General features: G+C 66.4%; 11 protein-coding genes. 3 read left to right on the top strand and 8 right to left on the bottom strand.

The genetic code is table 11. From position 1 onward, the window contains the following. The coding region (locus VTU_RS26950; RefSeq protein WP_010104248.1) for an ABC transporter permease at positions 1-689 on the top strand (689 nt) is incomplete at its 5' end. 26 nt (positions 690-715) lie between these two features. Continuing rightward, positions 716-1,702, top strand: a complete 987-nt coding sequence (locus VTU_RS0111410; RefSeq protein ID WP_010104247.1) for a tripartite tricarboxylate transporter substrate binding protein — start codon at positions 716-718, stop codon at positions 1,700-1,702. Between the two features lie 171 nt (positions 1,703-1,873). Here the strand turns inward: VTU_RS0111410 and VTU_RS0111405 are convergent, their stop codons facing one another. The 8 genes from VTU_RS0111405 to VTU_RS0111370 form a co-directional block, all read right to left on the bottom strand. Then, the gene (locus tag VTU_RS0111405) at positions 1,874-2,782 is read right to left on the bottom strand and encodes a hypothetical protein (protein WP_010104246.1); all 909 of its coding nucleotides are present in this window, start codon (positions 2,780-2,782) and stop codon (positions 1,874-1,876) included. Beyond that, a complete protein-coding gene (locus VTU_RS0111400) occupies positions 2,782-3,999 on the bottom strand; it encodes a hypothetical protein (protein ID WP_236610718.1) in 1,218 nt (405 codons plus the stop codon). Before VTU_RS0111400 ends, VTU_RS0111405 begins: the two co-directional genes overlap by 1 nt. 1 nt (position 4,000) lies before the next feature. Then, positions 4,001-4,768 (bottom strand): 4'-phosphopantetheinyl transferase family protein, encoded by a 768-nt coding sequence (locus VTU_RS30710; protein ID WP_010104244.1) that lies wholly within the window; start codon positions 4,766-4,768, stop codon positions 4,001-4,003. After that, on the bottom strand, positions 4,768-6,522 hold the full coding sequence (locus VTU_RS0111390; RefSeq protein ID WP_010104242.1) for an ABC transporter ATP-binding protein: 1,755 nt from the start codon (positions 6,520-6,522) through the stop codon (positions 4,768-4,770). Before VTU_RS0111390 ends, VTU_RS30710 begins: the two co-directional genes overlap by 1 nt. Then, complete coding sequence (locus VTU_RS0111385) at positions 6,515-8,296, bottom strand: ABC transporter ATP-binding protein (protein ID WP_010104241.1); 1,782 nt, start codon at positions 8,294-8,296, stop codon at positions 6,515-6,517. Before VTU_RS0111385 ends, VTU_RS0111390 begins: the two co-directional genes overlap by 8 nt. Before the next feature lie 191 nt (positions 8,297-8,487). Beyond that, positions 8,488-8,877, bottom strand: coding sequence for a VOC family protein (locus VTU_RS0111380; protein WP_010104240.1), 390 nt, complete (start codon positions 8,875-8,877; stop codon positions 8,488-8,490). Between the two features lie 58 nt (positions 8,878-8,935). Further along, positions 8,936-9,556, bottom strand: a complete 621-nt coding sequence (locus VTU_RS0111375; protein WP_138927861.1) for a GNAT family N-acetyltransferase — start codon at positions 9,554-9,556, stop codon at positions 8,936-8,938. 227 nt (positions 9,557-9,783) lie between these two features. After that, positions 9,784-10,503 carry an ArsR/SmtB family transcription factor gene (locus VTU_RS0111370; protein ID WP_010104238.1) on the bottom strand — a complete coding sequence of 240 codons (720 nt, stop codon included), beginning with the start codon at positions 10,501-10,503 and terminating at the stop codon, positions 9,784-9,786. Positions 10,504-10,653: 150 nt separating this feature from the next. Between VTU_RS0111370 and VTU_RS0111365 the strand changes: the two genes are divergently transcribed. Continuing rightward, the coding region (locus tag VTU_RS0111365) for an MFS transporter (RefSeq protein ID WP_010104237.1) at positions 10,654-12,025 on the top strand (1,372 nt) is incomplete at its 3' end.

Genomic DNA, 12,025 nt, shown 5'->3' with positions numbered 1-12,025 from the left:
GGTTTCGCAACGTCTTTGGCGTGGCCATCGTCGCACCCTACGACACCTATGTTCCCTACGAGGTCTACATCGCGCCGGGCCTGGTCGGCATGGTGCTGTTGTTCAACGGCATGCAGTCCTCGCTGGCCATGGTCTACGACCGCGAGATGGGGCTCATGCGCTTGCTGCTCACGGCACCGCTGCCGCGTCCCTGGCTGCTGTTCTCCAAGCTCTGCGCCACCGCGCTGCTGTCGGTGCTGCAGGCACTGGTCTTCGTCGCCGTGGCGCTGCTGATCGGCACCGATCTGCCGCTGCACCCGCTCGCCGCAATGCACGCGCTGCTGGCGCTGGCCGCCGGCGCGCTGATGCTCGGCGCGCTCGGGCTGCTGCTGTCGGTGCATATCAGGCAGTTGGAGAACTTCTCCGGAACGATGAACTTCGTCATCTTCCCGATGTATTTCCTCTCGAGCGCGCTCTATCCGCTGTGGAAGCTGCAGGAGTCGGGGGCCGAGTGGGTCTACCAGCTGGCGCGCCTGAACCCCTTCACCCACGCGGTGGAATGGATCCGCTTCGCGCTCTACGGCAAGGACCCCGGCCTCGCGCCCTGGGTCGTCCTCGGCTGCGGCACGGTCTTTTTCTTTCTGGCCTGCTGGGGCTACAACCCGCAGCGCGGCTTTGGCGGCCTGACCCGGCGGGGAGACGGGGCATGAGCGCCGACCGCCGGCGAGCGCGTCCAATGCACCCGACCGACCGACGGCGCTGGCTGCGCCGCGCGGCCGCGCTGGGGCTGGGCGCGTTGCCGCCGCGCGCCGCGCTCGCGGCAGATTCCGGGGACTTTCCCGCGCACCCCGTGACCCTGTGGGTGCCCTGGCCCGCGGGCGCGGCCACGGACATTGCATTGCGCCTGCTCGCCGAGCTGGCCTCGCCCGGCCTCGGGCAGGTGCTCACGATCAGGAACCGCGCCGGCGCCGGCGGCACGCTCGCGATGCCGGTGCTGCAACAGGCCCGGCCCGACGGCTACACGATCGCCCAGATGCCGTACCCGGTGTTTCGCGTCCCGCACCTCCAGAAGGTGCTGTGGGACCCGATCCGCGACGTGACGCCGATCCTGCAACTCTCGAGCGTCAGCTTCGGCATCCTGGTCGCCACCGACAGCCCCCTGCGTTCGCTCGACGCGCTGTTCGCGTATGCCCGTGCGCACCCCGGTGAATTGAGCATTGCCACCAACGGCGTCGCAACGACGCCGCACGTCGTGCTCGAAAAACTGTTCACCGCCCGCGGACTGCGCTACATCCACGTGCCGTACAAGGGAACGGTGGAACAGCTGAACGCGATCGCCTCGGGGCAGGTGATGGCCGGGGTGAGTTCCACCGGCTTCGGCCCGGCGGTAGACGCAGGAACGCTCCGGCTCCTGGCGCTGTGCTCCGCGCAGCGTTCCCGGCGCTGGCCGCAGGTGCCCGTGCTGCGCGAACTCGGCTTCGACATCGTGGCCAATTCGCCCTACGGCCTGGCCGGACCGCGCGGACTGCCGCCGGACCGGCTGTCGGTGCTGCACGACGCGTTCAAGGAAGCGCTTTCCGCCCCCCGCTTCCATGCACTGCTGGCCGAATACGACCAGCAGGTCGACTACCTCGGCCCGCACGCGTACGCGCAGTCCTGCCGCGAGATCTTTGCGCAGGAGCGCGCTGCCATGCAGCAGTTCGGGCTTGGTGCCCAGCACTGACCGGGCCGTTCCGTCTCGACGCCCCGCGCCATTCGGACCACGCATGGCAAGGGGCGCTGACACCACGCACATCGGAGGTCCGCCATGCAAGCGTTGAATTCGGCCGAATTCTTCGAGACTCAGTCACGCTGGAGGACACCTCACCCGGGCGTCCAAGTGAGGACGATCGACCTACTCCTCCCCGCGCCCTACCCTCTGAAGGAACTGCTCGATGAGATCGCTGGCTTGCCGCTGCCGCAACGCCCTCGCCTCGCGCTGCTCCGGCCCATCGCCCTCACCCAGTTCGAACTTGGCGACCGATACCGGACCGTCCCTGCGATAGCCCTCGGTCCTTTCGTCGCCCGCGAAGCGGCTGCGCAGGATCGCCAGCGAGGCTTCGACCACGGCACCGTGCCTTCCAGCAAACTCCTGACGAAAAGCTGCGGCCGCCGCGTCGAGCCCTTCGGGCGCGTGCTCGATGCAATAGATCAGGTCATGCGCATCCTTGCGCTCGAAGCGCTGCTCGAACGCGAACGACTTCAGGCAGGTGAAGCTGACGAGGTTGGCGTGCTTGATTTTCTCGGTAGCAACGCCGTTGTCGCCTAGCAGATCGACCTGAATTTCCGTCACTTGGTGCAGGTCGAAGACGATTGATGCGTGCGGAATGTTCAGCGCCGAGATCGTGCCCTCGGTCGGCAGCGGCTGCACCCTGCCGCCGGCGATGTCCGGCGCGTCGGCCAGCAATTCCAGCACCATCAGCGCACCGTGCTCGGTGCGGGTCTGCCAGCGCCAGGACAATTTCTGCCGCCGCTCGTTTTCTGCGCGCTCGAAACCCATCCGCTTGAAGTTGTCCTCCAGCGTGTGGTACGCATCGGTGTCGGCCAGGATTTGCAGGTCGATCACGATGTCCACGTCCAGGGTGCCTGCGTGTGCAGGCACGGCGGGTGGCCGCGCCGGCACGAGGTATCGCGGTGTGAGCCCGCCGACCAAATAGACGGAGTCCTTCCAGGGGCCGAGTCCGCGCAGCAGGGTCACCAGGACGCGCTCGCAGTCCACCGTGTACTGGTCGCTGTAGCCGTCGAGCGTCGCAGGCTTGGCCATCAGAAGCCGATCCTTTCCTTGCGAAAGTGCTCGGCCATTTCCTTCGAGCGGCCTTCGCCGCGCAGCAGGTCCAGGTAGATCTGGATCGGGCTGGCCAGCCAGAGTTCTTCCAGGCGCTCGCGGAACAGCAGTTCGCCTGCCGACTTGGTTTCGATGATGGCCAGGTTTGTGCCCTCGGTGACCATGCGTGCGCCCAGTTCGCCCAAGGCGGCTTCGGCGGCCTGCCCGGGCAGCAGCCGCAGACGCAGCTGCGACACGCTGGACAGGAAGGGCGCCAGTTTCTGGGCAGCGGCCTCGTGGCTGATGGCGTATTCGACGCCCCGCCCTTCCAAGGCTTCGGCAACGCGCATTGGCAATGCGTCAGACTTGGTCGCCGGTACGTAATACCTGCGCAGCACGGGCGGTCGATCGATCTTCACCTGCCCGACCCATGCGTCGAGCAGTGCGGCAGGCTCCCCGAGGCTGCGCTCCTTGTTGGGGCCCTGCCCCCTCGACGCGAGCCAGTCGAAGCGTTCCAGTTCGGTCAGCACTTGAGACGCGGTGGCTGGCGACACCTGCGAGAGCTGGGACAGTTCGGTGACACCGAACCACGCTTGGCGGTGAAAGAGCAGCGCGTGCAGCACCTGGGCGCGCCGCCCCGAGAACAGCGAACGGATTGACTTGACCAGCGTCTTGGGTGGGGGTTTGTCGATGTAGAGATAGATGCCGGGGGCGGGCAGGTAGAGGCTTCCGCCACTGTCGTAGTAACCCACCCCCTCGGTCCTGAGCAATTCCTTGGCGCCAGGCGAGATCGACTCGGCCGCAATCAGCGACACAGCCTCGCCTTCATGGCTTCCTGCCCAAGCCCGGCTGGCGTCCCGGATCTGCCAGATCACCTGCCGAACGTCACGGGGATAGACCGCTTTCCTGGCCTCCACCAGTACGGCCAGTGACTTCCCTGCCACGTGCAAATCGACCGCGGCATCAAGCCCGCCCGAGCGTTCCCGACGCTCAGCGTCCGCTTGAACGTCGGGAAGCTCACGCAACGCATCCACGAGGCGTGAGACCAACTCATGTTCGGTCATGCTGGGTTCTGACATGCTTTGCGGTGGTTTACTGCACAGTGAATTTCTGCACTTTACCGAATTTTCTGCTGAGAATGAATATTTACTGCGCAGCGAAAATTCAGACTCACTGGTGTCCCGGCGTCGCTGCCGGGTTATGGCGAGCTCAGCCATTTCAGCGCGGCGCTGCACAAACAGTTTGGCATTCTGCCCAGCGCGGCTCGCCGGCTGGGCTGAGCCGCCACCACCGCAGGCAGCGCCACGCCACGTCCGATGCCAGCGCCAGATGGGTGCTGGCATCGAGCCTCGCGTGCCAAGCGTGCCAGTGGCGCCGGGCATCGTCGTAGCAGTCGATCGATCGCTGCGTTTGTTCCAGGCGCAGGCGCGAGAAATCGAGCGCCAGGCCTTGGCCGCAGCACTTGCTGACGGCCTCTTTGAGCGTCCAGGCTTTCAGGAACGATGCGCTGTCCGTCAGGTCCGGCTCTTCAGGGTGGCGGATGGCTGGCCATGGCAGCGGGATGGCTGGCTCGCGGGCCTGCTCCACGTCAACGCCGACCTCGGCGTCACGACGCAGCGCGAGACTGACCCACGCGCCACTGTGCGAGAGGTTGAAATGCAATGCGGCGTCCACCAGCCGGGGCTTGCCGCGTGCGTCTGCGGCAAATGCCAGGCGCTGCGGCGACGCGCCGAGCACCGCCCCGATGACCCAGCGCTTGAGCGCGTGCGCCGCATGGTGGCGCTGGCGATCGGCGGCGAACCGGTACGCGTGCCAGCGCTGCTGCTCGCCTGCGTCAAGCCACGCCGACGGCAAAGTCGCTGCGCTCGCCACCGGCGCGCAGACGATCCTCACCTCGCCGTCGTGCAAGGGCGCGCCGAACCCCTCCAGGGGCATCGCTCCTGCATCCTGCGCATGCCACGCGACCCGCTCTGCGTCGGGCCGCATCACGCCCCGTCCAACGGCGCCGCTACGGCCTCCTGCGCACGCCACAGCTGCGCATAGAGTCCGCCCTGCGCGAGCAGGCTCGCATGCGTGCCCCGCTCCCGTATCCGGCCCTGATCGAGCACGAGGATCTGGTCGGCGTGGCGGATGGTGGGCAGCCGGTGGGCGATCATGATGACCGTGCGCCCGGCGACCAGCTGCGAGAGCGCCTGTTGGATCTCGTGCTGCGATTGCGCATCGACCGAGGCCGTCGCCTCGTCGAGCAGCAGCACCGGCGCGTCCTTGAGCAGCGCACGCGCGATGGACAGGCGCTGGCGCTCGCCGCCGGACAGTTGCTGGCCGTTCTCGCCGATGCGCGTGGCGTAGCCATCGGGCAAGCGCTGGACGAACGCGTCGCAACACGCGAGACGGCAGGCCTCGATCACTTCCGCGTCGCTCGCGCCCTCGCGGCCGACGCGCACGTTCTCGAGCACGCTGCCGTCGAAAAGCTGCACGTCCTGGAAGACGAAGCCGAGCTGCCGATAGAGCGTGTCGCTGCACAACGCGCGCAGATCGACGCCGCCGAGCGCAATGCTGCCCTCCTGGGGATCGTAGAAACGCGCGAGCAGTTCCAGCAGGGTGCTCTTGCCCGCGCCCGACGGGCCGACGATCGCCGTCACGCCCTGTTCGGGCACGTCGAATGAAATGTCGTGCAACACCCGCTGCGCTCCATATCCGAAACCCACGTGGCGATAAGACACCGCAAACCCCGGGGGTGCCTCGGTCCGCCCGCCCTCTTGCAGCACGGGCTCGTCGAGCAACTGCTGCAGCCGGGTCTCGCTTTGCACCAGCGCGCGCAGTTCCACCAGATAGGCGGCGGCGTCGAGCAACGGGTCGAGCACTTTGCAGGCCACCAAGACGAACAGCAGCCAGGTCAGGGGCGTGAGCGTCGCATGCGCGATGAGCCATCCCGCGATCGCCAGCAGCAACAGCAGGCCGCCTTCGAGCACGATGCGGTACACCAGCACCGAACCGCCGCCCCAGGCCTCGGCCCCCATGCTGTGCTGGCGAATCTGCGCAAAGCGCGCATCGAGCCCTTGCAACCACGCCTGCGCACGGTGGAACAGGCGCAAGGTGCGCAGGCCGCCAATGAACTCCACGATCAGACCGCTGGTCTCCAGAAACAGCTTCTGCTTGCGCACACCACGCGCGAGAAAGAATCGATTCGCGCCATTGAGGGCCGCGAGTGCCAGCGGCCAAGTCGCGAGCAGCGCCAGCGTCAGTCGCCAGTCGATCCAGAGCAGCATGGCGGCAAACAGCAGGGGAGTCGCAATCGACGCCAGCAATTCGGCGCTCAGATGCGTGAACACGTCCTCCATGCGCTTGACGTCGTCGGTCATCACCGACGCCAGGTGGCCGATGCGCTGCCGCCCGAACACGCCCAATGGCAAGCGCTGCAGATGATCGATCAGGCGGCCCCGGTAGGCGATGGTCAGCGCGTAGCCGCCGAGGAAATTGTTCATCTGGCCCAGGTAGGACAAGAGCATCTGGCCGAGCACCAGCAGGACGAGCCATGCCGCCGGCTCCACCCATGCCCACGGCCCCGCCACGCCGGGGCCGAACGGCGCGGACCGTGAGAGCCAGAACCAGGCGAGGAAATACGGCGCAATCGCACAGGCGCGCTCGGCCACGTGCAAGGCCAGGCCCGTATAAATGCGCGCCGGGGAATGGCCGCTGGCGCGAATCACGCGCAGGCTGGCCTGCACGAAATCAGCCATGCTCCACCTCCTGGCGGCCCGCTCCGCGCGCGGGCTGGAGCGTCCATGCATCGCCCTGCCCCTGCGCCTCCCACATCTGCCGGTACAGCGCACAACGGCGCAGCAGGCTGTCGTGATCGCCGGCGTCGAGCAGGCGCCCGGCCTGCAAAACCACGATCTGCGCAGCGTCCTTGACCGCGTAGAGCCGATGGGCGATGACCAGCAGCGTTTTCTCCGGACAAGCCTCCCGCAGCGCCTGGAAGAAGTGCCGCTCGGTGCGACTGTCGGCAAAGGCCGTACTCTCGTCCAGTACCAGGATCGGCGTATCCGCGAGCAGCGCACGGGCGACCGCGATGCGCTGGCGCTCACCGCCCGACAGGCTGATTCCCGCTTCGCCCACCCCGGTGTGCCAGCCCTCGGGGAGCGCATCGACAAACGCCTCGGCCTGCGCGATGCGCAGTGCGCGGCGCAGCTGCGCTTCCTGCGCGTCGGGCCGAACCAGGCGCAGGTTCTCCAGCAGGCTGCCCTGGAAAAGAAACGCATCCTGGGCGACCACCGAGATCAGTCCCGCACGCTGCGCCTCGCTGAGCGCGCAAAGCGGCGCGCCGCCGATACGGACTGCGCCGCGATTTGCTTCGATCAGCCCGCCGAGCACATTCGCGACGCTGGTCTTGCCCGCACCCGAGGGGCCGACCAGCGCCGTGACCTGTCCCGCGGCAACGCGAAACGATACCTCGGACAGGACCGGCGCCGCGCCATAGTCAAGGCACACGCCGTCCAGGCACAGGTCGGGCGGGCCGATCGCGGCGGGCACCCGCGGCGCGGGTTCGTGCATCGCGAGCAAGGGCTGCATACGCCGAATGCCTTCCAGGATTTCACGGATCTGCGCCTGGAAACGCATCAGCTTGAACAGCGGCTTGAGCATGCCGCTGCCGAGCACCAGCGCGAGCAGCAATTCGGACAGGCCAATCTGCTGGCGCTGTTCCAGCCACAGCCCCAGGGGCAGCAAGAGCACGATGTTCGCGTTGAGCAGCACCATGAAGATCGACCAGCCGGGCACGGTGCTGCGCGTGACGCGCCGTGCCAGATCGTGATAGCGCGCGAGTCCCTCGCGCATGCGGCCGAACGAGCGCGCATTCTGGCGGAAGGTTTTCATCACCGGCATGCTGCGCAGGTACTCGACCGAGGCGCTGCTCAACTCGCCGACCGCCTGCTGGTACTGCGCCATGAACCGGTCCATGTTGCGCATGGTGATGGACTGGAGCAGGATCGCCAGCGGCAAGGTGGCCACGGCCGCGAGGGCCAGGCGCCAGTCGATCCACAACAGCACGCCGGCCACCAGGATCGGCGCGACGAGCGCCGCCGTCATCTCCACCAGGTGGTGCGCGATGAACTGTTCGAGCCGTTCGACGTCCTGCATCAGCAATTGCTTCAGCGCGCCCGAGCCGTGCTGTTGCAGCCAAGTCAGCGGCGCCCAGACCAGCCGCCGCACCAGTGCCTGGCGCGTGTCCATCAGAACGCGGTAGGCGGCGCGGTGGCTGAGGTAGTAGGCGAGCGCGTACAACAGATATTTTCCCGCCAGCGCGAGCGCCATCCAGCCGACCAGGCGCCACACATCGTGCGCCCTTGCCTGCGCGAGCAGCAGCGCGGCGGATTCGCACAGCAGTGCGTAGGGAACCAGTTCCAGGGTGGCAGCGCCCAGGGTCAGCAAGAGCGCCAGCCCCAGGGGCCGGCGGTGGCCACGCAGCAGGTCCAGCAAGGTGGACCATGGCGCGTCGGCATGGACTTTCGTCATACAACGGTCTCCATTAAATGCACGCAATGGCACGATCCGGCGCACCGGTACGCCGGATGCGTCCTCCCGAGCCTGCGGTTGTACGCGCAACGCCGGCAGCCCACTACCCCTATCCGGTCATCCGATCACCCGGAACCGGACTATAGCTTCCGGTCCACGCGATTCGGGTTCCATGGTCTTCCGCGCGGTCATCACCCCATGGGAGTGCACAGTTCCACCAGCGACCCGTCGGGGCAGCGCAGGTACGAGACCGTTTGACCCCAGGGCTTTAGCATCGGCGCCGCGATCTCGACGGCGCCCGCCTTCAGGGCGGTCGCGTGGGCCTGCTGCACATCGTCGGTCACGAAAGCAAGCTCGACACCCAGCGGTTTCTCGGTCTGGCTACAGTAAACGAAGCCCTGCTTCGAGTGCGACTCCGCGAGCTCGTGCGATGCGAAAGAGAGGATGGTGCCGCCGGTTTCCAACTCGCCGTAATCCCTCTGCTCGGTCATGAAGCGTTGCTTGAACCCAAATGCCTTCTCGAAGAAGGCCAAGGAAGCTGCGACATCCGGTACGTAAACGATGGTGTATCCAAATTTCATCATCATGGGACTTTCAGGCTTGGAAAAACAAACACCGCGTCGCGGGAGAAACGGGTCGTCATGGGGCAGATCCTACCTGGGCGATCAGCAGATAGGCATCCAGAGGCCCCAGAACTTCACGGAAAAGGCGGTCGAGTTGCACCTCACCCGTTGACGGTAGTTTGCCGTAGAGTGCATCCACCACGGCGTACGCATTGCGCAGCAGCAGGGATTCCTTTTGCAAGAGATGCCTCTGCCCCAGCCATGTCGCCAGCTGTTCCGCGCACCGCAGAACGTTGGCCGGCAGACGATCATGCGCCGCAGGATATATCTTCTCCGGCCCTACCAGACGACGTAATAGCCGGTAGAACACGGGGCTCTCGGTGCGCGCCGTCAGATAGACCTCGGAGAAGCGCTCGCAGGCTTCCTCGGCGCGGGGAAGCCATTGATCCGCAGCGATGCGTTTCATCACGCCGCCAGACTGGTGCCGGGGCACCACCCCGGTCGAGTCGATGTACAGGATCTGTGAGGAGGCGTCCGGCTCGATGATGCAATAACCGGTCCATCCAACGATCTGATCATCGCCCTCGACGAACAACGTAAAGCTCTCCAGCTTGTGGAAGTAATCCTGTTCCCTTCGGAGCTTCCAGTACGAAGTCATGTCCGCTCCGAATGCGGAAGAAGTCACTTCGACAAGCATGGTAAAGAGCCGATCTTGCAGAGAAATGTCGAATGTGCAACCGGGCCGCAGGTAGGTGTGCGCTTGCAGACCGTTCGATTCCAGGGACTGGACCCTCGTGGCGGACGCACTCGATCCCAAGACTTGAGAGCGCGTTGGATAGTGAATGGTGTGCAATTCATTTTCTCCTTGGCAAAGGATTGGGAATGTACGCGGTATGCAACAACGCCCCTGAGGCCCCCTGCATCTCACGAACTTCTATAACTGATGCTCACCTCCGGCAGAGCATGCATGCCGTCATCCAGGCTGCGGTCGATGCCAAAGTGCTGCGCGAGCGCCGACCATCCTTGTTGCGTGATGGCCAGCGCGCGCGATCCCTGCGTCTTCCTCATCCACTTCCACAAGATATAGGCGTCCATCAGGCGTGCGCCCAGAGGGCCTGCCAGATGGTGTTGGCGCTCGGTCCAGTCGAGGCATTGGCGTGCGCAGCGGTCGTTCCCGAGCACCGGGTCGCCGATGTCCAGGCCGAGTTCTTCGAGCCAGCGGCTTCCGGCCGCCGTCAGGACATACGCCCGCTCCTGACCTTCTCGCAGCAAGCCGCGTCCCAGCATCGCCTGGGTCATCGCCACCCCCATCTGACCGGCCAGGTGGTCATAGCAGCAACGGGCGAAGCGCAGCTGCCGGGCCGCGCGATTCGGGGTGCGGCGCCAGACCGGTGTCACCGGGCCTATCGCTGCCAGACTCTCCAGCGCGCTCACGACATGGGGTCCGGCCAGCCGGTAGTAGCGATGGCGGCCCTGGCGCTGGACGGTCAGCAGCCCGCCGTCCAGCAGTTTCGCCAGGTGCGCACTCGCGGTCTGCGCGGTCACGCCCGCCGCCTCGGCCAGGGCGCCGGCCGGCCAGGAGCCTCCGTCCGCCAAGCTGATCAGCATCACGGAGCGCACGGGCTCGCCGATCAAATGGGCCACCCCGTGGAGATGTGGTGCGTCGTCATCGGGCCTTCCTTTCGGATACACGCAGAGAGGTCCGCGCGGCCTCCCCCTATTTCGATACGCAGCGAAGTATGTTCCTTTGGCCGATGGCTATAGTCCATTGCATCGAGGAAGCAGGAGCGTCACATGCCATGGACCCCACTGAATCCACAGCGCCGCGTGCTGAATGCGACGAGCCTCAGCTACGTCATCGTCATACTCGATACGTCCATCGTGAACGTCGCCCTGGAACCCATTGCCGCCTCGCTGGGTGCCAGCGTGGCCGGACTGCAATGGGTCGTGACCGCTTACACGCTGGCTTTTGCAAGCCTGTTGCTCAGCGGGGGCGCCCTGGGCGATCGGATCGGGGCGAAGCCGACCTACATCGCGGGCCTCCTGATCTTCGCGCTGGCCTCGGCCCTGTGCGCTCTGGCGCCCTCCCTGCCGGTGCTGATCGCGGCCCGGGTGCTGCAAGGGATCGGTGCAGCCCTGCTGGTGCCGTGCGCATTGGCCCTGATCACCGCGGCCTATCCCACGCCCGACGGGCGCGCGCGGGCGATCGGCATATGGGCCGGCTTTGGCGGTATCGCGATGGCCGCCGGACCGCTCGTGGGCGGGCTGCTCATTCATCTGCTGGGCTGGCGCAGCATCTTCTTCGTGAACCTGCCCATCGCCTTGGTGGGCACATGGCTTGCCAGCCGGATCGAGGCGGTGGCGCCTCCCGCGCCCGCCAGCAGGAGGCTGGATGCCCTTGGCCAGGTCCTGGTGATCGTCGCGCTCGCGTTGTCGGTGGCGCTGCTGATCGAGGGCGAGCGGCTTGGATGGCGCAACGCCTGGGTCCGGATGGGGACATGCACCGCCGTCGCCGCGTGGGTCCTGTTTTTGTGCGTCGAAAGCAGAACCCGCGATCCGCTGATGCCCTTGAGACTGTTTCGCAGCAGCGCCTTTTGCGCTGCCACGGTCGTTTCCCTGGTTTCGGCGCTGGTCTTCTACGGGTTGTTCTTTCTGCTCAGCCTGTATTTCCAGACCCTGCGCGGGTGGCCGCCGCTGCGCACCGGATGCGCCTTCCTGCCCCTCACGGCGTGTGTCACGGCGGGCAGTTTCTGGTCGGGGACCTTGACCCGGTCATACGGTCCCCGGCTCGTCGTGGGGGCCGGATTCCTGCTGTACGCCGCAGGGTTCGCCGGGCTGTATGCCTTGTCGGCGGATACGCCGTACTGGCGCGCTGCCCTGTGTTTTCCCATCGTGGGACTGGGCAGCGGGCTCATCACACCCGCAGCCACCACCCTGCTGATGGGCGCCGCGGAGACGGCCCGTGCGGGAGTCGCTGCGGGGGTCCTGAATGCCAGCCGCCAAACGGGCTCGGCGTTTGGCGTGGCAATCTTCGGCGCACTGTTGGGGAGCGCTGCGTCCATGGCCACCGGCATACGGACCGCAGTGGGCACGGCCATCGCCCTGTCCCTGAGCGCCAACCTGCTCTGGGTCCTTGCGTTGCGCAAGAGGACGGAGGGCACGGCGG

The sequence above is a fragment of the Verminephrobacter aporrectodeae subsp. tuberculatae At4 genome, assembly GCF_000193225.1.
GTDB classification, from domain to species: Bacteria; Pseudomonadota; Gammaproteobacteria; order Burkholderiales; family Burkholderiaceae_C; genus Acidovorax; species Acidovorax aporrectodeae.
Note: the sequence above shows the minus strand (reverse complement) of the source record. Positions and strands in the feature narration are given on the sequence as shown.